This window comes from Pseudomonas sp. fls2-241-R2A-110 (assembly GCF_030209165.1).
Taxonomy (GTDB): domain Bacteria; phylum Pseudomonadota; class Gammaproteobacteria; order Pseudomonadales; family Pseudomonadaceae; genus Aquipseudomonas.
The window spans coordinates 317,723-342,015 of the sequence record NZ_JARVSN010000021.1; the positions used below are offsets into that span (position 1 = coordinate 317,723).

A 24,293-nucleotide genomic window follows, 5' to 3' on the forward strand; every position below is an offset into this window, starting at 1 on the left:
CCAGCAGAATGTCCGAGCATTCTGCTAGGGATAAGCCGGTTAGTCGAGCTTGGCGGCCGGCGGCTCTTGTGGTTCGTCATCTCGCTTGGGGACGATGGTTTTGGATTCCGGCTCGATCGGCACCATTTTGTATTCCTGACCCTGGAGGTTCTTGAGGTAAACCTCCATCTGGCGGAACGAGATGTTGATGTGCTGCTTCTTGAACTCGCGATTGATGAAGCGGTTGACCTCGTCGAGCACCGGGTTACGGTCGCCGAGGTCGCGCACGTGCATGCGCAACTCGTGGTCGAGGGTGCTTTCGCCGAAGTTCAGGAAGTACACATGCGGTTCTGGATCCTTCAGTACACGCGGGTTATCCCGGGCAGCTTTGAGCAGCAGTTCTTTCACCAGATCCAGGTCGGAGCCGTAATCGACGCCGAGCTTGAGAGTCACGCGGGTAATGGTGTCGGTCAGGGACCAGTTGATCAGTTGCCCGGTGATGAACGTCTTGTTCGGGACAATGATGTCCTTGCGGTCGAAGTCGGTGATGGTGGTTGCGCGGATACGGATCTTGCTGACCGTGCCCGACAGGTTGCCGATGGTGATTGTGTCGCCGATGCGCACCGGGCGCTCGAACAGAATCATGATGCCGGAGATGAAGTTCGCGAAAATCTCCTGCATCCCGAAACCTATACCCAGCGATAGCGCTGCCACCAGCCATTGCAACTTGTCCCAGCTCACACCGAGGGTGGACAGGGTCGATACGAAACCGATGCCGGCAATCGCGTAAGAGAGCAGCGTGGTCGTGGCGTAGGCGCTGCCTTGCGCCAGGTTCAACTTCGACAGCACGAGCACTTCCAGCAGTCCCGGCAAGTTGCGCGCGAGGGCGAAGGTGATGCCGATGATGATCAGGGCGCCGAGCAAGTCGCCAATACTGAGGGGCACCATGCTCAAGTTGGCGCCGGTGCCGCTGGTGTATTCGTAAAGGGTGATGTTGTCCAGGTACGAGAACACCGAGATCAGATCGGACCAGACCCAATACAGCGCGGCGATGAAACCACCCAGCAAGGCCAGACGGATCAGTCGCAGCGATTGTTCGTTGACCTTTTCGATGTCCAGCGTCGGCTCTTCGATCACCGCTTCGCCTTCGCCGGCTTCTTTTGCGGCCTGCCGTTTGGCCAGCGCTCGCTGATAAGCCAGGCGCCGGGCCGCAACGCTGAGGCCGCGAACGAAAGTGGCTTCGATCACCAGCCAGAACATCAGCAGATAGAGCGTGTTGATCAACCGGTCACTCAGCTTCAGCGCCGTGTAGTAGTAGCCGAAGCACACCGCGACGAACAACGCGACGGGCAGGACGGTGAACATGATCCCCACTGCTTTGCGAAACAGCGATGCGTTCTGGTGAGTCGGGCTGCTGACCAGCAGGCGGCTGAGCAGCCAGGCCATCAAGGCGTAGCACGTCAACACCACCGGCATACCGAGCACGTCATCGGCCAGTGTCGCGGGTTGCAGTTCGGCGACAGCCACCACCGCGACCAATGCCATCACCACAAGCCCGAGCCTGCGGACCCAGCCTTGCAGGAATTCGACCTGGGGTTTTTCCCAGCGGAAATGCAGTTCGGCCACGCCACCCGGCGCAAGGATTCGGTAAGCGGTGTAGAACACCAGCCAGGCCTGGGCCATTTGCAGCAGTGCCGCGCCCATGTTGGCATTCTGTCCGCGGGCATCGATCTGCAACGCCAGGCCGCACAAGGCCAGGCCCAGGGAAACCGGCATCGCCAGCAGAATATTGATCAGGATGGCCTGGGGTGTATGCCACTGGCTGTCGCGCTTGAAGTGGCCGATGTCCTGGTGAACCTTGTTCAGTCGGGCATACAGGCTTTTGCGCCGCCACAGCAACGCGCCAATCAGCAGCACCAGCGGCAGAAACAGCAGCGGTCGCTGAATCAGGCCATCGGTCAGCTCACTGAGGCTGGAGGCCCACGGCAATGTCGTCACCTGGCGTTGCAGGCGTTCCGGCACGGCGCGCATCCATTCCAGATCCAGTGGCTTGTTGCTGGGAATCCAGAACATCTGCTCATCGAGCGTTGCCCGCAGGCTTTGCGCGGTGCTGAGCAATTGTTTCTGATTGAGTTGCAGGGTGATGGATTCGTTGAGCACCGCGCTCAGTTCGCGGTTCAGCCGCTCCAGCAGGTCCGCCCGGGTCGTGGCCAAGTCCAGCAGGCTCTTGCGCAGTTGCGGAGTGACTTGTTCCGGCGGTTGGGACGCCAGCAGGTTGTCGACATAGGTCGCCGGGTTGCTAAGCAATTCCCGTTGCTGGCTGACTTCAAACTGGTAGAGGCGAATGTCGGCAATCTGGTCGGCCAAATCTCGATCAAGCTTGAGGTGCGGCAGCGATTGTTTCTGTTTGTAGAGAATCTTGGAGAGCAGCAGGCTGCCCTTGAGCACGTTGATTTGCTCGTCCAGCGCCGAATCGCTCTGTGTCACGTTGTCCAGCTGTTGCTTGGTCTGCAGGTTTTGCTGGGTGACTTCATTGAGGCGGTCGGTACTTTTGAGCAGGTAGTCCGAGAGTTTCAGGTTGGCTGCGCTTTCGGTGGCCAGCAGGCTGCTGCCGCCGGACTTCTGCGCTTCGATGGACTGCTGCGTCACTGTCTCTTGGGACTGAGCCAGGCGCTTCTGGTTGATCAGGGTTTGCAGCTCCTGGATTTCCTGATCGAGGCGGTCAGACTTTTCTGTCAGCAGGTCGTGCTGGCTGTTACCCAAATCTTGCAGCTGGTTGTTGCCGGCCAGTTCCTGGCGACGTAGCGGAATCAGTGCATTGAGGGCCGCGAGCTCGGCATTGAGCAGGTCTCGCTGTTCGCCGGTCAAAGTCTTGCCGGCGTCTTTACCGGTCTTGAGAATGTTGTTGATCTGTTGAATGCGTGTCTGGCTGCTGGAAATTTCAGCCTGGGCGCGCTCGGGACGGGTCTGGGCGGTAATCACCAGACTGTTGGCCTCGGCCAGTGCTTTTTGCAAATCGCTTTGCTGGGTCGAGCGCTCGGTGAGCATTTGCTCAAGCTGCTGGATTGACTGATTGGCGTAGCGTTGCGCCACCGGCAGCACTTTGGAGGCTTTGAGCCGGACCAGCTCACGCTGGTTCTCGATGTTCTGCTTGGGCGCGGTGGCCAACTGTTGCTTGAGGGCCGCCAGCTTCTGCTCGTAATCGCGCTGATTGTTGAGCTGGGTCAGCGTGTTTTGCAGGATCGATTGCAAGGCTTTCTGATCGGCTTCCGGCAGTTTACGGTCGGCGATCTTGTCCAGGTTCGCCTGCACGGCTTCGCTGGACGGCGGTTCGGCCGCTTGCAGGGTTCCGACAGACAGACTCAAGCCCAGCAGGGCCATGATGAAAAAGGTGCGCAGGGTTGACATAGAGACCGATCGAAAACGAGACGAAGAGTGGAGTTTAGAGGAACAAGCCGGGACCCGGGCGACTTCCTTCGGGGAATCTGACGCCCACTTTGCCGATCTTGTTCCCGTCCATGACCGCGACGGTCCAGATGGTGTTGTTCCACTCCACCTGGTCGCCGACGACGGGAGCGCCGCCGACTTTCTGCGCGATGAAACGGCCCAGGGACATGTCCGGATCGATGCCTTCGACTTTCAACCCGTACAGGGCCGCAACCGCAGCCAGCTGGGCGTCTCCTTCGAGCACGAAGTCGCCGAAGAAACGCAAATCCAGCCCGCGCTGCGGTGCCTGGCTGAAGAGTTTTCCCAGGGCCGGAAGGTTATGTTCATGGCCGATAACGCAGAGCAAATCATCGACTTCAAGTACCGTACTACCCGACGGATGGAGCAGTTGCTGGCCACGAAATAGCGCAGCGATGCGAGTGCCTTCCGGCATTTTCAGCTCGCGAAGGGGCGAACCGATGCACCATTTTTCGGCACCGAGGCGATAAACGAACAGCTCCCACTCGCTGGTGACATGCACTTCCAGCGCGGAACGGGAGATCGGCGCCGGCTCTGGTGGGACGGTGACTTTCAACAGTTTCGCCACCCACGGCAGGCTCGTGCCTTGCACCAGCAGGGACACCAGCACAATAAAGAAGGCGAGGTTGAAGTAGAGCTGTGCATGGGGCAGCCCGGCCATCAGCGGGAACACTGCCAGAATGATCGGGACCGCGCCGCGCAATCCGACCCAGGAGATGAATGCTTTCTCGCGTCCGTGGAAGGCTTTGAACGGCAGCAGGCCGACCAGCACCGACAATGGCCGCGCAAACAGGATCATCCACAGCGCCAGCCCGAGCGCGGGCAGGGCGATGGGCAACAGGTCATGCGGCGTCACCAGCAGACCCAGCACGAGGAACATGCCGATCTGCGCCAGCCAGGCCATGCCGTCGAGCATGTGCAGGATGCCGTGGCGGCTGCGTACCGGACGGTTGCCGATGACCAGGCCACAGAGATAGACGGCAAGGAAGCCGCTGCCGTGCAGGGCGTTGGTCAGGGCGAACACCGCCAGGCCGCCGGCAATCACCAGAATCGGGTAGAGGCCGTTGGCCAGGTTGATCCGGTTGACCAATTGCAGCATCACCCAGCCGCCGCCCAGGCCGATGATGGCGCCTATGCCGAACTCACGCACGAAATGCCCCAACAGGCTCCAGTGCAGGCCGGTCTGGCCGCTGGCGAGCATGTCAATCAGGGTGACGGTGAGAAACACCGCCATCGGGTCGTTGCTGCCGGACTCGATTTCGAGGCTGGCGGTGACCCGTTCATTCAAGCCTTTGCCACCCAGCAGCGAGAACACCGCCGCAGCGTCCGTGGAGCCGACAATCGCGCCGATCAGCAAGCCCTGAATGATGTTCAGGTTGAACAGCCACGCTGCGACCAGGCCGGTCAGTGCGGTTGTAATCAACACCCCGACGGTGGCCAGCGACAGCGCAGGCCACAGTGCGACGCGGAAACTCGCGACCCGGGTGCGTAATCCGCCGTCGAGCAGGATCACCGCCAATGCGAGGTTGCCGACCAGATAAGCCGTTGGATAGTTATCAAAGATAATGCCGCCGCCGTCGACGCCGGCCGCCATGCCCACGGCCAGGATGATCACCAGAATCGGGATGCCGAGGCGGGACGAAAGTGAGCTCACCAGAATGCTTGCACCTACCAGCAACGCGCCGATCAAGAACAGGCTGTTGATGGTCGTCGCATTCAAAGGCAGTACTCCAGAAAGCTGAAAGACGGGCGCAAACTGACCATGCAGTCTGCGTGCCAGCGATTCTAACCTGTTGAAATGTGATGCTGTCAAAAAGCTTTTGCAGCATCGCAGATCAGGAGGCGTGATCGTTCCCACGCTCTGCGTGGGAATGCCTCAATCGATGCTCTGCGTCCGATTTTGGGACGCGGAGTCCCACGCAGACGGTTCGACGCCTCGACGTGGGAACGATCCTGTACGGGTTAAAGGCTAAACCGCCCAACCATATTGTTCAGGTCCAGCGCCAACCGCGACAGTTCGTTACTCGCCGCGCTCGTTTGATTCGCCCCGGTTGCCGACTGCACCGACAGATCCCGGATGTTCACCAGGTTACGATCCACTTCCCGGGCGACTTGTGCCTGTTCTTCAGCCGCGCTGGCGATCACCAGGTTGCGTTCATTGATCTCGACGATGGCGCTGTTGATCGTGTCCAGCGACAAACCGGCACCACGGGCAATGTTCAAGGTCGATTCGGCGCGTTCGGTGCTGTTGCGCATCGAATTCACCGCGTGCTCGGTGCCGCTCTGAATGCTGCCGATCATGCGTTCGATTTCGCTGGTCGACTGCTGGGTGCGGTGGGCCAGTGCACGAACCTCGTCCGCCACCACCGCAAATCCACGACCGGCCTCACCGGCACGGGCCGCTTCAATCGCCGCGTTCAACGCCAGCAGGTTGGTTTGATCTGCCAGGCCGCGAATCACGTCCAGCACCTTGCCGATGTCGCGGGACTCATTGGCCAGATCACCGATCAAAGTCGCCGTGCTCTGCACATCAGCGCTCATACGTTCGATGGCGCTGACGGTTTCCTGCACCAGGTCACGCCCGTCACCGGCCGATGTGGTGGCGTTTTTCGAGGCTTCGGAGGTGCTCACCGCGTTTCGGGCGACTTCTTCCACGGCGCTGGTCATTTCGTTGACTGCGGTGGCAGCCTGTTCGATTTCGTTGTTCTGCTGAGTCAGGCCACGGGCGCTTTCGTCGGTGACGCTGTTCAACTCTTCTGCGGCGGATGCCAACTGTGTGGCCGAGCCGGAAATCCGTTGCAGGGTGTCGCGCAATTTGTCCTGCATCTTCGACATGGCCAACAGCAAACGACCGGCTTCGTCTTCGCCGTCAACGGTGATCGGGCGAGTCAGATTGCCTTCAGCAATTTCTTCGGCGGCGCTCAGGGCATTGGCGATGGGCTTGGTGATGCTGTTGGTCAGTAACCAGGCGAACAGCAAGGTCAGGCCGCCGGCGATCACCAGCAACGTGATGACCAGGTTAAAGGACGTCGAGTACTGGTCACCTGCGTGGGTGTTGGTGGTCTCAAGCTGTTGCGTATTGATTTCAAGCAACTTGGCGAGGGCCGAGTTGACAGCCTCGGAGTTGGAGAGCAATTCGGTGTTGAGCATCTTGCGCAGTTCATCGATCTGGTTATTGCGCGAGAGCGTCTTCATGCGGTCTTCGAGTTGGCGATACTGCGCCAGCAACTGCACGTATTGGTCATAAGCCGCGCGTTCTTGCGGGCCGTCGATCAGCGGTTCGTAGATCTTCTGAGCATCACGAATCTGCTGATTGCGCAAATCAAACAGCTCGAAGGTTTTCTGCTGCACTTCAGGTTCGCGGTTGACCAGCAAGCGGTAGGACAACACCCGCAGACGCAGGGTCAGTTGGGTAAATTCGTCCAGGCTCTTGATGCTCGGGACACTTGAGGAGGCGATGTCTACGCCCGCTGCGCGAATCTTGCTCATCTGGTTCAAGGCAAATACCCCCAGAACCAGCATCAAACCCCCAATCAGGGCGAAACCGAGGAACGCTCGCGGTGCGATGTTCATATTACGAAGGGACATGGTGTTTACCGAAATGAGCGCACCCGTGCGGTGCTGAGACTGACGTATGGGGGACTTATCGGTCATGCGACTAAAGTCTTGAGCGGCTGTGCGGTTTTGTCGCACGGGACGCCCGGCGACGAAGTGCAGGAACCAGATCCGCCAATCACAGTCTTTAAAGTTCGCGAGGAAGCTCATCCGCCAGGAAAATCAAGGCCTTGCGCCGCAATAACCCTGGCATCCGTGGTGACTTTTCTTTATCGTACGCGCCCTTTGAAAATGCTTGGAAAATCAAAATGTTGGAAGCATCCCTAAGCCAATTGGAACAGCTGGTCAGCGACCTGGTGCAACAGAACCAGAGCCTGCTCGCCACCAACCAAATCCTGAGTGCAGAACTGGCCCAGGCCAAGGATGAAAACGAAAGCCTGCAACTGAACCTGATGGAACAGGAAGAGAAACAAGGTGCCACCGCCGCACGCATCCAGGCCCTGGTTGAGCGCGTCAGCGCCGGCCCGGTCAGCGCATGAACCACGGCGCCGCAGGGGTAAAAGTCGTCTCGATCCTGGGGGAGGACTATTCGATCAAGGCGCCGGCCGGGGAAGAGCAAACCCTGCTGGACGCCGTGATGATGTTGAAGGCTGCCCTGGCCGACACTAAAAGAAAGTACCCGACGCTGATCGGTGACCGCCTGCTGGTGCTAGCCGCGATGAATCTGTGTTCCCAGCAGATCGAAATGAAAAAGCAGCACAAGCAGGAACTCGACCGTTACCAAGAGCAAGTCAGCGCCACGGTTGAAGTGATCTCCAAGACGATCAATCAGGCCTGATCGGCTTTGCGCACAACCAAAGAATAAATTGTCGGTTGCGTTGTATACAATCGGCACGGCTGTTGCAGTGTTTCAGCCTCTTATTCTTTGGGGGTGCTCCATGCAGTTTTGGCGACGCAGTATTCAATGGCAGTTGATCCTGAGTATGGGCACCGCCCTGCTGGTCAGCATTCTGATTGTGGTTGGCATTTATACCCTGGTGGTCAATCGTCTCGCCCAAAGCTACCTGGTCGAACAAGCGCTGCCGTCGAGCATCGAGGCGATGCGCAACGACATCGAGCGTATCCTCGTTCAACCCCTCACTGCCGCCAAGGACATCGCCAGCAACAGCATGGTGCGCGACTGGTTGGCCGGGGGTGAAAGCAGCGCCCAGACAAACGCATTCGTCCAGTACCTGGAAGGCCTCCGCGCCGAGCACAGGGCGTTCACCGCGCTGATCGTCGGCACCGCTTCAAACCACTACTTCACTGAAAAAGGCCTGGACCGGACCCTCAGCCGTTCCAACCCCAAAGACGCCTGGTTCTACACATTCCTGGACAGCAACCAGCCGCGCACCCTCAATATCGACAATGACACCGCGACCGGAGAATTGGCGCTGTTCATCGACCTCAAAGTCGAACAGGCCGGTAAAACCGTGGGCGTTGCCGGACTTGGCCTGAGCATGAAAGAGCTGTCGGAGCTGATCCACAACTTCAGTTTTGGCGCGCGCGGCAAGGTCTATCTCGTGCGTTCCGACGGTTTGATCCAGGTTCATCCCGAAGCGCAATTCAGCGGTAAACGCACACTGGCCGAGCAAATCGGCGCGCCTGCCGCACAAGCGGTGATGGGTCACCTCTCTGGCTCAAAAGCAGTTGCCACCAACAGCAGCTTCGTGCGCGACGGCGAAGATTATCTGGCGTTGAGCCTGCCGTTGCGGGACTTGGGCTGGACCCTGGTGGCCGAAGTGCCGCAGTCGCAGATCTACGCCGAAGCCCGTCGCGCCATGTGGATGAGCAGCGGTATCGGTCTGGCGGTGGCGCTGGTGTGTCTGCTGTTGGTGGTATTGCTGGCCCGTGGGTTGGTGCGGCCGATTCGTCAGGTAACAGCGGCGCTGGTGGCCATCGGTAGCGGTGGTGGAGATTTGACTCACCGGTTAGATTCCAGTCGCGCCGATGAACTGGGCGACCTGGCTCGAGGCTTCAACCGGTTCCTGGACAGTCAGCGCCAGATGATTGGCGAAGTGCTGACCACCAGTGAGCGTTTGCGCACGGCCGTCGGCCAAGTGGCGCGAGTGGTGGACAACACTGCCGAGCGCTCTGGTCGCCAGCAGGAAATGACCGACATGGTCGCCACCGCCGTTCACGAGATGGGCCTGACCGTGCAGGAAATCGCCCAGAACGCGGGTAATGCCGCCGTAGCTTCGCAAAATGCTCGCGATGAAGCGATGCAGGCGCGGGAAGTGGTGGGCGGGTCGATCCGGCATATTGAAAGCATGTCGGATGAAATCGGTATTGCGGCGGGCGCCGTGGGTGAGTTGGCCAATCAGGTGGCGTCCATCGATCAGGTGCTGGCGGTGATTCGCGGGATTTCCGAGCAGACCAATTTGCTGGCGCTGAATGCGGCCATCGAAGCCGCGCGAGCCGGGGACATGGGGCGTGGTTTTGCGGTGGTGGCCGATGAAGTACGCACGCTGGCGCGGCGGACGCAGGCGTCCACCGATGAGATTCAACAGATGATCGGCAGTCTCAAGCAGGGCGCGGAGAATGCGGTGTCATCAATGCATTCCGGGCAAGCGGCGACAGGCACAGGCGTTGAGTCGAGCCAGCGCACCGGCGCTTCATTGACGGCAATCACCGGTCAGGTCGAGCGCATCAGCGACATGAACCATCAGGTGGCAACGGCGACGGAAGAGCAATCGGCGGTGACCGAAGAGATCAACCGCAACGTCCAGGGGATTTCCGATCTGGCCCGGGCGACGGCAGGCGAAGTCAGGGCTTGCCGCGAGGACTGCCAGACGTTGCAACGGTTGGCCGATGATCTGGCGCGGCAGATGAGCAGTTTCAAGTTGAGCTGAGCGATCGTTCCCACGCTCTGCGTGGGAATGCAGCCCGGGACGCTCCGCTTCCCTTCCAGAGCCGAACGCGGAGCGTCCGTTGAGGCATTCCCACGCAGAGCGTGGGAACGATCGGTGTCAGAACCATTCATCTTGCATTGTCAGGCACACATCATCGCGCGCCTCAAGAATCGCCAGCTCATGGTGGCAACCCGGTACTTCCCACGTCAGGAAATACCGCGCCGCCTGCAGCTTGCCCTTATAGAAGCTCACATCCGCCGCATTGCCTTTGGCCAACCCTTCCTCGGCACGAATCGCCTGCTCCAGCCAGCGCCAGCCAATCACCGTGTGGCCAAACACTTTCAGGTACAACGCCGAATTCGCCAGGCTGCTGTTGACCTTGCCCTGAGCAAGGTCGGTGAGTAAACCGATGGTCACCGTTTGCAGGCGAGCCACCAATTTTTCCAGCGGTTCACGCATTGCCGTCAGCGATTCGTATGCCTGAGCGCGCTCGGCGGTGTCGGCGATCAGCCGGATCAATTGCTTGAGCCCGGCACCACCGTTCTGCGCCAGTTTTCGCCCGAGCAAATCCAGTGACTGAATCCCGTGGGTGCCTTCATGAATCGGGTTCAGGCGGTTGTCGCGGTAATACTGCTCAACCGGGTATTCGCGGGTATAGCCGTGGCCGCCCAGAATCTGGATCGCCAGTTCGTTGGCCTTCAGGCAAAACTCCGACGGCCAGGATTTGACGATCGGCGTCAGCAAATCCAATAGCTCGTGGGCCTGCTTGCGCTGGTCTTCAGTCTCCAGCGTCGTGGTGTCATCAAACAGTCGCGCCGCATACAACCCAAGGTCGAACGAACCTTCGACGTAGGCCTTCTGAGTCAGCAACATGCGTTTGACGTCAGCGTGCTGAATGATCGCCACCGGGGCGGTGTTCGGGTCCTTGCTGTCCGGCACCCGGCCCTGCGGACGCTCACGGGCGTACTCCAGCGAATACAGATAACCGGCGTAACCGAGCATCACCGCGCCCATGCCGACGCCGATCCGCGCCTCGTTCATCATCTGGAACATGTAGCTCAAACCGTGGTGCGGCTTGCCCACCAGATAGCCGACGCACTCCCCGTTATCGCCAAAGTTCAGCGCGGTGGAGGTGGTGCCGCGCCAGCCCATCTTGTGGAACAGCCCGGCCAGCAGCACGTCATTGCGCTTGCCGAGGCTGCCGTCGTCGTTGACCAGAAACTTGGGCACGATAAACAGCGAAATACCCTTCACCCCGGCCGGGGCGTCCGGCAATTTGGCCAGCACCATGTGCACGATGTTTTCCGACAGCGGATGGTCGCCGCCCGAGATGAAAATCTTGTTGCCCTTGAGGCGATAGGTGCCGTCAGACGCAGGCTCGGCGCGTGTACGAATATCCGACAGCGAAGAACCGGCGTGCGGCTCGGTCAGCGCCATGGTGCCGAAGAAGCGACCGTCGATCATCGGTTGCAGGAAGCGCTGCTTCTGTTCATCGGTGCCGAAGCTTTCGATCAGGTTGGCCGCGCCCATGGTCAGGAAGGGATAGGAAGTCGATGCCGCGTTCGCTGATTGAAAATGCGCAAAGCAAGCCTGCGACAGCAGCGTAGGAAGTTGCATGCCGCCGGCGTCGAAGCTGCGCGCCGCGTTGAGGAAACCGGCTTCGAGGAAGGCATCCACCGCCGGCTTCACTTCCGGAATCAGAATCGCCTGACCGTTTTCGTAGCGCGGCTCGTTCTCGTCGTTCTTGCGGTTATGCGGCGCGAAGAATTTCTCGGCAATGTTGCGAGCGGTGCCGATAGCCGCATCGAAGGTTTCGCGATTGTGTTCGGCAAAACGCTCACGCTGAGTCAGGCCCTCGGCATCGAGGACTTCATACAGCTCGAAAGCCAGATTGCGGGAACTGAGCAACGTCTCGGACATGGCGGCCTACCTTTTTTTGGAATGGGCCGAGTCTAGGCGTGGGAATAAAGGCTGAACAGGATGATTGATGAGCGTGATGGAGAGACAGAACGAGAGGGAAGGATAAAGCAGAGGAGGGCTGAAATGATCGTTCCCACGCTCCGCGTGGGAATGCAGCCCGGGACGCTCTGCGTCCCCAAAACGGCGTGACGCAGAGCGTCACAGGAGGCATTCCCACGCAGAGCGTGGGAACGATCACAAGGAGGGTTTAACCGATCGTCATCAAGCTCGCATTACCACCGGCAGCAGCCGTGTTAACGCTCAACGCCCGCTCGATCACCAGGCGCTCCAGCGCAATGTTGGTCTCGCCTTGGGACAAGCCATGAACCCCGACAATCGCCCCGGCACGCTTGGCCACTTGCTGGCACACCGCACGCAGCTGATCGGAATGGCCATGATGCAGAACCGCATCAAACACCACTTCGTCCTTGTTCCAGTCGGACACCAGCTTGATCTTCGCCTGAATGTCCTTCGGCAGACGTGCGAACAAAGCCTTGGTCAAGTCAGCGTCCGGCCAAACCGCCGAACCGCCCACCGCCAATACCGCCGCCAGTTGCGTCAGCAGGTCGCCTTCGACTTCCGCCAGGCACAGCACGTGTTCGCGCGGCAGGATGGCGTAGCTGTTGCGCTCGCCGGTCGGGCCTGCCAGAACGCGGGTGATGCCGCTCTGCGATTGTGCCGCGAACTGCCCGCACAGGGTGCTCAGGTCGCTGAACTTGTTGCTGTCGGCCCAGGCTTTCAGTGAAGTCAGCGGTTTGCTCATGGCATCGCGCAGACGTACATCCGGTGCTGCGATGGCGTCGCCGCGAGCGAAGGACTGTTCAATCGCATCGGTAGGACGCGTCGACAGCAGACGGTACAGGTACAACGGACCGCCGGCCTTCGGACCGGTGCCCGACAAACCTTCGCCGCCGAACGGTTGCACGCCCACCACGGCACCGACGATGTTGCGGTTCACGTAGACGTTACCGGCGTTGACGTTGTCGATCACCTTGGCGATGGTTTCGTCGATCCGGGTGTGAACACCCAGCGTCAGGCCGTAACCCGAAGCGTTGATCTGACCGATCAGCTGATCGATGTCTTTGCGCTTGTAGCGAACCACGTGCAGCACCGGACCGAAAATCTCCCGTTGCAGCTCATCGAAGCTTTCCAGTTCGATCAAGGTCGGCATCACGAAGGTGCCGCGTTTGACTTCTTCGCTGTTGGCGATGGCCACCTGGTACACGTTGCGACCTTTGTCGCGCATGGCCTGGATGTGCTTCTCGATGCCAGCCTTGGCTTCGGCGTCGATCACCGGGCCGATGTCCACGGACAGGCGTTCCGGGTTGCCGAGACGGCATTCAGCCATCGCGCCCTTGAGCATTTCGATGACGCGATCAGCGGAATCTTCCTGCAGACACAAGACACGCAGAGCCGAGCAACGTTGGCCGGCGCTGTCGAAAGCTGACGACACCACGTCGATCACAACCTGTTCGGTCAATGCCGAGGAGTCGACGATCATTGCGTTCTGGCCGCCGGTTTCGGCGATCAGTGGAATCGGGCGACCTTGTGCATCCAGACGACCGGCGACGTTACGTTGCAGCAAGCGAGCGACTTCGGTCGAACCGGTGAACATCACGCCTTTGACCCGATCGTCACCGACCAGGCGAGCCCCCACGGTTTCGCCACGGCCCGGCAGCAGTTGCAGCACGCCTTCCGGAATCCCGGCTTCGAGCAGCAAGCGCACGGCCTGAGCCGCTACCAGCGGGGTTTGTTCCGCAGGCTTGGCCAATACCGGGTTGCCGGCAGCCAATGCAGCAGCTACTTGGCCGCTGAAGATTGCGAGCGGGAAGTTCCACGGGCTGATGCACACCACCGGACCCAGCGGGCGGTGGGCGTCGTTGGTGAAATCGTTACGTGCCTGCACCGCGTAATAACGCAGGAAGTCCACGGCTTCACGCACTTCGGCGATGGCGTTGGCGAACGTCTTGCCGGCTTCGCGAGCCAGCAGGCCCATCAGCGGCTGGATTTCGCCTTCCATCAAATCAGCGGCACGTTCAAGAATCGCGGCACGTTCGGCGGGCGGGGTGGCCTGCCAGATCGGTGCAGCCTTCAGGGCGCACTGGATCGCGTTGTCGACGTCTTCAATGGTGGCTTCCTGCACGTGGCCGACCACGTCACGCAGATCGGACGGGTTCAGGACTGGCGCAGGGGTTTCAGTGCTGGAGGCGCAACCGAGCATCGGCGCGGCTTTCCAGTGGTTGTGAGCAGTGGCCAGCAGGGCGCAGGACAACGAAGCCAGACGATGTTCGTTGGCCATGTCGATGCCGCTGGAGTTGGCGCGCTCGGCACCATAAAGATCACGCGGCAGCGGGATACGCGGGTGCGGCAGGCCGAAGCCGCCTTCCAGCGTCGCCATCTGCTCGATGCTGGCCACTGGATCGGCCACAAGCTCCTGAATCGAAATCGACTGGTCGGCGATGCGGTTGACGAACGAGGTGTTCGCGCCGTTTTCCAGCAGGCGACGTACCAGGTACGCCAGCAGTGTTTCGTGAGTGCCGACCGGTGCGTACACGCGGCACGGACGGTTCAGCTTGCCTTCGGAAACCTTGCCTACAACCTGTTCGTACAGCGGTTCACCCATGCCGTGCAGGCACTGGAACTCGTACTGGCCGGGGTAATAGTTCTGACCGGCGATGTGGTAAATGGCCGACAGGGTGTGGGCATTGTGCGTGGCGAATTGCGGGTAGATGACTTCCGGCACCGACAGCAGTTTGCGCGCGCAGGCGATGTAGGAAACGTCGGTGTACACCTTGCGGGTGTAGACCGGATAGCCTTCCAGGCCTTCGACCTGGGCGCGCTTGATTTCGCTGTCCCAGTACGCGCCTTTCACCAGGCGAATCATCAGGCGATGACGGCTGCGGCGAGCAAGGTCGATCACGTAGTCGATGACGTACGGGCAACGCTTCTGATAAGCCTGGATCACGAAACCGATGCCGTTCCAGCCGGTCAGTTGCGGCTCGAAGCACAGGCGCTCCAGCAGATCCAGCGACAGCTCGAGGCGGTCGGCTTCTTCGGCGTCGATGTTCAAGCCGATGTCGTATTGCTTGGCCAGCAAGGTCAGCGACAGAAGGCGCGGGTACAGCTCGTCCATCACGCGCTCGTATTGGGCGCGGCTGTAACGCGGGTGCAAAGCGGACAGCTTGATCGAAATGCCCGGGCCTTCATAAATCCCACGACCGTGGGACGCTTTGCCGATCGAGTGGATGGCTTGTTCGTACGAGGCCAGGTACTTCTGGGCGTCGTGTTCGGTGAGTGCCGCTTCGCCGAGCATGTCGTAGGAATAGCGGAAACCCTTGGCTTCGAACTTGCTCGCATTGGCCAGGGCTTCAGCGATGGTTTCGCCGGTCACGAACTGCTCGCCCATAAGGCGCATGGCCATGTCGACGCCCTTGCGAATCATCGGCTCGCCACTCTTGCCGATGATGCGGCTCAGGGATGAGGTCAGGCCGGTTTCGTTATGGGTGGCGACCAGTTTGCCGGTCAGCAGCAAGCCCCAGGTGGCGGCGTTGACGAACAGCGACGGGCTGTTGCCCAAGTGCGGCTGCCAATTGCCGGTGCTGATTTTGTCGCGAATCAGCGCGTCACGAGTGCCTTTGTCCGGGATACGCAGCAGCGCTTCGGCCAGGCACATCAGTGCCACGCCTTCCTGGGACGACAAGGAAAATTCCTGCAGCAAACCCTGAACAATCCCGGCACGGCCGCCGGCGCTCTTCTGATTGCGCAGTTTTTCGGCAATCGAAGCAGCGAGTTTGTTGGTGGCTTCTGCCATGGCGACCGGCAGGCGAGCCTGTTCGATCAGCATCGGCACCACTTCCGGCTCAGGGCGACGGTAAGCAGCGGTGATCGAGGCGCGCAGGACCGATTGCGGAAGGATGCTTTCAGCGAATTCGAGGAAGCACTGGTGGGCGTGATCCAGAGGCGCATCGACGGATTCGTCGGAATCCTTGGTCAAACCACTCAGCTCGGTCAGGGTTGCACCACCCTCGAGTTTTTCCAGGTAATTGAAAATTGCCTGCTTGATCAGCCAATGCGGCGTGCGATCAATCGAAGTCGCGGCAGCTTTGAGGCGCTCGCGGGTCGGGTCATCTAGTTTGACCCCAAGGGTGGTGGTAGCCATATTTTTATCCTCATGTTTGCCACGACCGCGTGGCATCAGCTGGCGGCAAGATTAGCCGTGCAACCGTCGAGGTGCAACCGGGTGCAACCCTTTTTTTGTCGGAATAATAAGCAGCTCGTCAGGAAATAAATTCCGGTACGAACGTCCTGCTTCTGCTTGGTGCTTTTACTTCTAGTAAACCGTCAGGACTGCCCTAAAAGGGAGCAAAAACAGGGCTTTTTCAGGTAAATCGTATTAGGTGCAACTTATTCTCATAAAACTGGTTGCACCTTATTTGCTTTGTTGAATAGCATTCGCGCCCAAGGTGCAACCGGTCAAAAAAGACAGGTGCACCGGCTGATGGCTTTCCTGGGGAAACATCAGTCATAAATGCGCGGGGCTGGAAATCGGTTCAACAGACGTTGTCGTCTGTCGGCGTTTCACGCTTCGCCGTACATAAAAACAAAGCCAGGGCATCACTCGAATGAGCGTAAGCAATCCAACCCTGATCACGTTCGTGATCTACATCGCAGCAATGGTGCTGATCGGCTTGATGGCCTATCGCTCCACCAACAACCTTTCTGACTACATTCTGGGTGGTCGCAGCCTGGGCAGCGTCGTTACCGCGTTGTCTGCCGGTGCTTCCGACATGAGCGGCTGGTTGTTGATGGGCCTGCCGGGCGCTATCTACATGTCCGGTCTGTCCGAAAGCTGGATCGCCATCGGTCTGATCATCGGTGCTTACCTGAACTGGCTGTTCGTCGCCGGCCGTCTGCGTGTGCAGACCGAGCACAACGGCGATGCGCTGACCTTGCCGGATTACTTTTCCAGCCGTTTCGAAGACAAAAGCGGTCTGCTGCGGATCATCTCTGCGGTCGTGATCCTGGTGTTCTTCACCATCTACTGCGCCTCCGGCATCGTCGCCGGTGCCCGTCTGTTCGAAAGCACCTTCGGCATGTCCTACGAGACCGCGCTGTGGGCCGGTGCTGCTGCAACGATTGCCTACACCTTCGTCGGTGGTTTCCTGGCAGTGAGCTGGACAGATACCGTGCAAGCCACGCTGATGATCTTCGCCCTGCTGCTGACGCCGATCATCGTGCTGCTGGCCACCGGTGGTATCGACACCACCTTCCTGGCCATCGAAGCGCAAGACCCAAGCAACTTCGACATGCTGAAAAACACCACCTTCATCGGCATCATTTCGTTGATGGGCTGGGGGCTGGGCTACTTCGGTCAGCCGCATATCCTGGCGCGTTTCATGGCGGCGGATTCGGTCAAGTCGATTGCTAATGCCCGTCGCATTTCCATGACCTGGATGATCCTGTGCCTGGGCGGCACCGTCGCTGTAGGCTTCTTCGGTATTGCCTACTTCTCGGCAAACCCTGCCGTGGCCATGCCTGTGAGCGAAAACCACGAGCGTGTGTTCATCGAACTGGCCAAGATCCTGTTCAATCCCTGGATTGCCGGTGTGTTGCTGTCGGCCATCCTGGCTGCCGTCATGAGCACCCTGAGCTGCCAGTTGCTGGTGTGCTCGAGTGCCCTGACCGAAGACTTCTACAAAACCTTCCTGCGTAAGAGCGCTTCCCAGGTTGAACTGGTCTGGGTCGGTCGCGCCATGGTGCTGCTGGTTGCCCTGATCGCTATCGCGCTGGCGGCTAACCCGAGCAACCGGGTACTGGGTCTGGTCAGCTACGCATGGGCAGGTTTCGGTGCTGCGTTTGGTCCGGTTGTGCTGATCTCCGTGATCTGGAAAGACATGACCCGCAACGGCGCACTGGCCGGCATCCTGGTCGGCGCGATCACCGTGATCGTGTGGAAACACTTCGAGCTTTTGGGTCTGTACGAAATTATCCCTGGCTTCATCTTCGCCAGCCTGGCGATCTACATCGTCAGCAAACTGGGCACGCCGACGACCGGTATGCTGCAGCGCTTCGCTGCTGCCGAGGCTGATTACCGCCTGAACAAGTGATCGCGATGAGCTGAAGCTCTGACCATTCACCGAGCATAAAAACGGCCCGCTTCCTTTTGGAGGCGGGCCGTTTTTTTTGGCCTGCACAAATCTTGAATCTCTGTGCATACCCCTGTGGGAGCGAGCTTGCTCGCGATAGCGGCAGATCATTCAACATCAATGTCGCCTGACCTGACGCCATCGCGAGCAAGCTCGCTCCCACAGGGTTGGTGGTGGTATTGAGGGAGATGTCTGTAGCAAAACACACTCATTTCTGAAGGAAAAATCTCTAAAAAAGTAGGGCAAATCTGATTTTCCTGTCCCTCCCTCAACACCCTTTGTTGCTCATGCAGAATCGCCCGCCTTCATTCTGCAGAGACACATCGGATGTTCGCTCCTGCCAATCAACCGCGTTTCACGTTGACCATCGACGGCGTCCAGAATGAGCTCAAGGTACTTGAGTTCACGGGCACGGAAGCCATTAGCCAACCCTACCGTTTTGACCTCGAGCTGGTCAGCGAACGACCGGACATCGAGCTTGAAAGCCTGCTGCATCGTCAGGCGTTTCTAAGTTTTGATGCAGAAGGTTCCGGCATTCACGGTCAGATTTTTCGGGTCGGGCAAAGCGATTCCGGGAAGCGTCTGACGGGCTATCAGGTCAGCCTCGTACCACGACTGGCTTACCTGGGTCAGCGCATCAACCAGCGAATCTTCCAGCACAAAAGTGTGCCAACGATCATCGCGCAGGTTTTCAAGGACCACGGCATCCAGCGCGATGCGTTCGAGTTTCGTCTCGGCAGCGACTACTCGCCTCGCGAATACTGTGTGCAATACGCCGAAAGCGATCTCGCGTTCATTCAGCGCCTGTGTGCCGAGATCGGTATTCACTACCACTTCCAGCACAGTCCTGACGGGCACCTGCTGGTGTTCGGCGATGACCAGACGGTGTTCCCTCGTCTGCCCGAGCCGACGCTGTACTTGCCGGGCAGCGGCATGGCGGCGCAGGCACCGGCCATTAAACGCTTCAACGTTCGTTTGGAAACCCGCACCACCGCAGTCGCCCGTCGCGATTACGACTTTCAAAAACCACGTCTGCAACTCGAATCCCGTCTCGACAGCGAACAGCGTCCGGTGCTGGAGGACTACCACTTCCCCGGCCAATTCATTGATCGCGAACATGGCAAGCAACTGACCCAACGCACACTCGAACGCCACAACGTAGACTTCCGTCAGGCTGAAGGTAAAGGCGACGATTCGGCGCTGGTTTGCGGACATTTCCTGCGCCTCGCCGAGCATCCGCACCAGGCATGGAATGACTTGTGGCTGATCACCGCAATCGAACACCGTGGCCGACAGCCGCAGGTGCTGGAAGAGTCAGCCACCAGCGACGACCCGGATGATTTCCAGGGCTATCGCAATACGTTTCTGGCTACGCCGTGGGACGTTTCCTTTCGCCCGCCACTGGGCCCGGACAAACCACGCATGCTCGGCTATCAACCGGCCGTGGTCACCGGGCCGGTCGACAGCGAAATCCATTGCGACGAGTTCGGCCGGGTCAAGGTTCAGCTCGCCTGGGACCGCGACGGACAACTCAATGAGCATTCCAGTTGCTGGCTGCGGGTAGCCACTGGCTGGGCCCACGACCGTTACGGCAGTGTGCTGATTCCACGGGTCGGCATGGAAGTGCTGGTCGGGTTTATCGACGCCGATGCCGACAAACCGCTGGTGATGAGTTGCCTGCCGAATGCGGCGACGCCGGTGCCACTCGACCTGCCCGCCGACAAGACCCGCAGCATTTTCCGCAGCCAGAGCAGTCCCGGTGGCGGCGGTTACAACGAATTGCGCATCGAGGATCGCAAAGGCGCCGAAGAAATCTACCTGCGCGCCCAGCGAAACTGGACTGAACACGTGTTGAACGATCAACAAGTGCAGGTCGATAACGCCCGCAGCATCGTCGTCACCGGCATGGCTCGCCATGAATTGAAGGCTGACGAGCAGCGCATCACTCATGGCCAGCGCCAGATCGAAGTGAAGCTCGATGATCACTTGGTGGTGGTCGGTGACCGGCACATTCGTGTGACCAGTCAGGCGCTGAATGCGAGTCAGCGATTCCATGTCAGCGCCGGCCAGCAAGTGGTCATCGACGGCGGCGCGAGCGCGACGATTCAGGCCGGCGGGCAGTGGATCAACATTGGCCCCGGCGGGATTTTCAGCAGCGTACCGATTCAGGTGGGCGGCGCATTGATGCCGGCCATGGCGGCGGCACCTGCCTCGCCCGACATGCCATTGAAACTCGCCGCCGCCCCGGCCGCATTGCTGAGCGCCGCGCAGATCCTGAGCCTGAAAAGTGACGCGCCGTTCTGTGAGGAATGCGAGCGCTGCAAGGACGGTGTCTGTGCAGCCTGATTGCCTGTCGCCTCATGAATGGCTGGAACGACATCCGCTAAAACCGTCGGAACAACTCTTCGCGATCTTCAGTAATGCCAGCGCAGCGGAGCCATTCAAAGCGTGGCGGTACGCGATTTCTGCTGAGGCACCGAGCCCGATCTGGGCCGACACCGCCTACGCCGAGTGGGAACCGGTCATGCCCTATGTCGGAATCGTCGCTGCGGGCGGTGAGTTTCTGGAGTGGGTTGCCAGCACCGAGTCTCGGGATTGGGGTTGGCTGGCGGTCTCTTCTGCATCTCAAGACGTGCTGGTCGAGCATCTGCGCAGCCTCACTCAAGTGCTTTTACCAAACGGTAATGCGGTGTTTTTTCGGTTCTGGGATGGGCGTTATTTGCTGCCGATTCTTCAGTCTGCTGAGGTTAAGGCCGCGCAGTTAATGCCTGTGATCGACCGTTGTTTGATCAATGGTCAGCCGCTCGATATCGGCGGTAGTGCGCTTAAAACTTCCAGGGTTTTTCCGTGGTGGGAAGTTTCTGCATCGCTGCTCAAACACCTCGCCAACGAGTCCGTAACAACCCGTATTAACAACTTGTTGATGTGGTTGAGCGAGGACCGACCTGATCTTTTTGAGGCGTTTTCGCCGAGCGTATTGCGCCACAAAGTCGCGACTTTTCTAGATACGCCGGACCTGCCTCAAGCACCGAAATCAGCCTTGGTGGATTACCTGATAACGGAGCTGGACTGATGGATCAGATCGTATGGATCGAGCAGGAGCTCGACGGTTTTAAAGACACCTTGGTTTTGTATCGGCAGCAACTTGGCAGCTTCTTGAGCCGGAATGCGGACAAGGCCAGCCGCGCGATGGACATGCCTTCGCTGTTGGACATGGAGCGGCTGATAAAGCTTGGCGATACGACGACAGCGGTGAGCAGTCGCGACGATGATTTTTTCTCGGGTTTGGCGCGGTGTCCTGCAAGTGGAATCCTGGAGATCGAGAGCAAGTTCGAATCGGTTTATGACATTCCGTTGGGGAATATTTCGGTTGATGTGGTTGCCAGCGATGGCGGAGAGAGCACACCGGTCAAGCTCGATGAAAACGGTAAAGGACAGTTCAAAGGCACGCCCGGCAAGTTCTATCGCGTTCATGTCCAGAGTGAAGTTACGCCGGCTCAAATTGATGATCTTTTCACTTCTTACAACGGTCTGACCACGGAGCTGGAGAGCTGGCTGCGCAAGGAATGGGAGGGATTTAAACCACAGTGGTCGCAGCAATCGGCGTCGGCATCGTTGGCCGCCGTGGGCAATGGAATGCTTGCAGGAGGTTGGGCGGCGATTCAGGAGGTTTGGGATGGCATTGGTGAAATTTCCGAAATCCTGAAAGACCCCGGCGCCTTTGCCGAGAAGTTGGGTGAAAGTGCAGGAGAACTCGCAGGGCTCGCAGCCAGCGCTCCAGACATGATGGAAAAAGCCATGCTGCTGGCCAGCGACGAGGCGGCGCTGTGTTTGCTGATGCGCACCGCAATGCTATGGCTCGAAGCATTGCCGCCATCGCAATTGGCCGGGACCTCGGCTGAGGCCATTTCCAAAGTCGTGGTTGGCTTGGTTATCGACTTGTTGATTGGCTTGGTGTTGAGCGTGGTCGGCGTCGGTATTGCCTGGCTGACAGTGCGACTGGCCAAGTACAGCGCGCAGATCTTTCAGGCAGCAATGGGCTTCGTGAAGTCGATGGTCACGATCATCAACAACTTCATGGAGTATGTAGACCGCTACAAAACAGTCGCTGTACGCGGTGTTGCTGCGGGACTAAATAAAGGTCGTCTGCTCCTACGCTGGGATGCCAAGCGCAACACCACACTCAAGCAAACCGAGCATCACGACAACGTCCCGGTTCAAGCGAAAAACCCCAACGGCGCCCCCGCCGATTTCGCCGACAAAACCGCCACCAACAAATGCCCGGTGTCGATGGTCACCGGCGAAGAGTTGCTGACCCTCACCGATGGTTCGCTCGACGGCATCCTGCCGTTCGACTTCACCCGGCTCTACCGCACCAGCGCCGCCGACATCGACTGCGGCCTCGGTTTCGGCTGGAGCCATTCGTTATCCCATCGACTGGAAATCGACGGCGACACGGTCATCTGGGTCGACCACGAAAACCGTCGCACCACCTTTCCGTTGCCGAACGCTGCACGCCCGGAAATTCACAACAGCCTCTCGCGCGCCGCGATTTTCCTGGGTGACCAGCCTGAAGAACTGATCCTTACCCAGGCCGGTGACGAAGTCCGTTTCTACCACTTTCAGAATGGTTTTCTGACAGCGATCAGCGACGGATACGACAACCGTCTGCGCCTCACCCGCGACAGACAGGGCCGTATCAAACGCCTCGACAACGGCGCCGGCCGCGCCTTGCTGTTGCGCTATGAGCGCAGCCATCTGATCGCCGTCGACTACCAGGTGTTTGTCCCGGCCCAGACGCTCGATGGCCCCTGGAAGACCGAGCAGACGCTGGTCAGTTATCGCTACGACGAGCGCGATCAACTCATCGAAGCCACCAACGCCGCCGGCGAAAGCGAACGTTACGACTACGACGATCACCACGTGATTTTGCAACGGCAACTGGCCGGTGGGGCGAGTTTCTTCTGGGAGTGGGAACGGTCCGGCAAGGCGGCTCGATGTGTCCGCCACTGGGCCTCGTTTGCACAGATGGATACGCGTTATGTCTGGGATGACGACGGCGCGGTGTTGGTTAAAAACATCGATGGCAGCGAAGAGGTTTACGTCCACGACGACCGAGCGCGCCTGGTGCGTCGGATCGACCTGGACGGCGGCGAACACCTCAAGGCCTACGACGATCAGGGCCGGTTGATTGCCGAGCAGGGCCCGCTCGGGGCGGTGAACGAATACCGCTACGACGAAGTCGGACGGCTGGTGGCGCTGATTCCACCGGAAGACCAGCCAACGTCCTACGAGTACCGCAACGGATTCCTGCACGCCCGTTATCGCGGTGAAGCGGTATGGAAATATCAGCGCAACGCTCAGGGCGACGTCACCGAGGCCACCGATCCTGACGGCCAGATCACCCATTACCACTTCGACGAAAAAGGTCAGTTGCTGTCGATCCGCTACCCGGATACCAGCCGGCATGTGTTCGTCTGGAACGGTTTGGGGCAACTGGTTGAGGAAACACTGCCCGATGGTGGCGTACGGCGGTTTTCCTACGATGCACTGGGTCGGCAGATTACGCGTCAGGACGAACATGGCGCAGTCACCCAGTCGCAATGGGATGCTGTTGGCCGACTGATCCAGACGATTCTTCCTACCGGCGCAAGTCGTGCCTACAGCTACAACGCCTACGGCAAGATCACCGCCGAACGCGACGAACTCGGTCGCGTCACGCGCTACGAATACCTCGACGATCTGCACCTGGTCAGCCGCCGGATTAACCCTGACGGTACGGAACTGCGTTATCGCTACGACAACGCGCAGCTGTTGCTCACGGAAATCGAGAACGAATCCGGCGAAACGTATCGGCTGGACTACACCCCCGGCGGCTTGATCCGACAGGAAACTGGCTTCGATGGTCGACGCACGGCATATGCCTACGACCTCAATGGCCATTTGCTGGAGAAAACCGAGTTTGGCGATGACGGCTCGCCGCTGATCACCGGGTACGAGCGGGATTCGGCCGGTCGCTTGCTGGTCAAAAATCTGCCCGATGGCGTCAAGGTCCAATACCGCCATGACAGCCTCGGCCGGTTGGTCAGCGTCGACGATGGCCACGACCATCCGCTCGAGTTCGAGTACGACCGACAAGATCGGTTGATCACCGAACATCAGGGCTGGGGCACGCTGCGCTATGCCTACGACGCCTGCGGCCAGCTCAATCATCTGCGCCTGCCGGACGGCAGCAAACTCGACTACCACCATGCCAAGGGCGGCGCACTGACCGCCATCGACCTCAACGGCGCGCGGC

The 24,293-nt window shown here is 59.4% G+C and carries 12 protein-coding genes and 2 pseudogenes; 8 read left to right on the forward strand and 6 right to left on the reverse strand.

Translation table 11 applies throughout. The features are described from left to right. Positions 1-39 precede the first annotated feature (39 nt). The 4 genes and pseudogenes from mscK to QRN31_RS31630 all read right to left on the reverse strand — a co-directional run. The gene (gene mscK, locus QRN31_RS18465) at positions 40-3,387 is read right to left on the reverse strand and encodes a mechanosensitive channel MscK (RefSeq protein ID WP_285433625.1); all 3,348 of its coding nucleotides are present in this window, start codon (positions 3,385-3,387) and stop codon (positions 40-42) included. 34 nt (positions 3,388-3,421) lie between these two features. After that, a complete protein-coding gene (locus QRN31_RS18470; RefSeq protein ID WP_285433626.1) occupies positions 3,422-5,164 on the reverse strand; it encodes a potassium/proton antiporter in 1,743 nt (580 codons plus the stop codon). A gap of 242 nt (positions 5,165-5,406) precedes the next feature. Continuing rightward, positions 5,407-6,279: a methyl-accepting chemotaxis protein gene (locus QRN31_RS31625; RefSeq protein ID WP_502942503.1), complete on the reverse strand. Its 873-nt coding sequence runs from the start codon at positions 6,277-6,279 to the stop codon at positions 5,407-5,409. Further along, positions 6,262-7,209, reverse strand: a pseudogene (locus QRN31_RS31630) (MCP four helix bundle domain-containing protein); the annotation flags it as partial. The pseudogene QRN31_RS31630 and the gene QRN31_RS31625, both read right to left, overlap by 18 nt. Before the next feature lie 98 nt (positions 7,210-7,307). Between QRN31_RS31630 and QRN31_RS18480 the strand changes: the two are divergent. The 4 genes and pseudogenes from QRN31_RS18480 to QRN31_RS31640 all read left to right on the forward strand — a co-directional run bounded on the left by QRN31_RS18480 (position 7,308) and on the right by QRN31_RS31640 (position 9,890). Further along, complete coding sequence (locus QRN31_RS18480) at positions 7,308-7,538, forward strand: hypothetical protein (RefSeq protein ID WP_285433629.1); 231 nt, start codon at positions 7,308-7,310, stop codon at positions 7,536-7,538. Next, positions 7,535-7,837, forward strand: coding sequence for a cell division protein ZapA (locus QRN31_RS18485; protein WP_090176477.1), 303 nt, complete (start codon positions 7,535-7,537; stop codon positions 7,835-7,837). The genes QRN31_RS18480 and QRN31_RS18485 overlap by 4 nt, the downstream gene beginning before the upstream one ends. 145 nt (positions 7,838-7,982) lie before the next feature. After that, positions 7,983-9,026, forward strand: a pseudogene (locus QRN31_RS31635) (HAMP domain-containing protein); the annotation flags it as partial. 132 nt (positions 9,027-9,158) lie between these two features. Continuing rightward, positions 9,159-9,890 (forward strand): methyl-accepting chemotaxis protein, encoded by a 732-nt coding sequence (locus QRN31_RS31640; RefSeq protein ID WP_502942505.1) that lies wholly within the window; start codon positions 9,159-9,161, stop codon positions 9,888-9,890. A 117-nt stretch (positions 9,891-10,007) separates the two neighbouring features. Here the strand turns inward: QRN31_RS31640 and QRN31_RS18495 are convergent, their stop codons facing one another. Continuing rightward, positions 10,008-11,810 carry an acyl-CoA dehydrogenase gene (locus QRN31_RS18495; protein ID WP_285433634.1) on the reverse strand — a complete coding sequence of 601 codons (1,803 nt, stop codon included), beginning with the start codon at positions 11,808-11,810 and terminating at the stop codon, positions 10,008-10,010. Positions 11,811-12,057: 247 nt separating this feature from the next. Continuing rightward, positions 12,058-16,008: a trifunctional transcriptional regulator/proline dehydrogenase/L-glutamate gamma-semialdehyde dehydrogenase gene (gene putA, locus QRN31_RS18500; protein ID WP_285433636.1), complete on the reverse strand. Its 3,951-nt coding sequence runs from the start codon at positions 16,006-16,008 to the stop codon at positions 12,058-12,060. 463 nt (positions 16,009-16,471) lie between these two features. Here putA and putP point away from each other — a divergent pair, with 463 nt between their 5' ends. The 4 genes from putP to QRN31_RS18520 all read left to right on the forward strand — a co-directional run. After that, entirely contained in the window at positions 16,472-17,956 is a 1,485-nt protein-coding gene (putP, locus tag QRN31_RS18505) for a sodium/proline symporter PutP (protein WP_259155680.1), read from the forward strand. A 366-nt stretch (positions 17,957-18,322) separates the two neighbouring features. Continuing rightward, the gene (locus tag QRN31_RS18510) at positions 18,323-20,341 is read left to right on the forward strand and encodes a type VI secretion system Vgr family protein (protein ID WP_285433638.1); all 2,019 of its coding nucleotides are present in this window, start codon (positions 18,323-18,325) and stop codon (positions 20,339-20,341) included. Beyond that, a complete protein-coding gene (locus tag QRN31_RS18515; protein ID WP_285433640.1) occupies positions 20,331-21,068 on the forward strand; it encodes a DUF4123 domain-containing protein in 738 nt (245 codons plus the stop codon). Before QRN31_RS18510 ends, QRN31_RS18515 begins: the two co-directional genes overlap by 11 nt. Continuing rightward, a partial coding sequence (locus tag QRN31_RS18520) for a DUF6531 domain-containing protein (protein WP_285433641.1) occupies positions 21,068-24,293 on the forward strand: 3,226 nt, incomplete at its 3' end. The genes QRN31_RS18515 and QRN31_RS18520, both read left to right, overlap by 1 nt.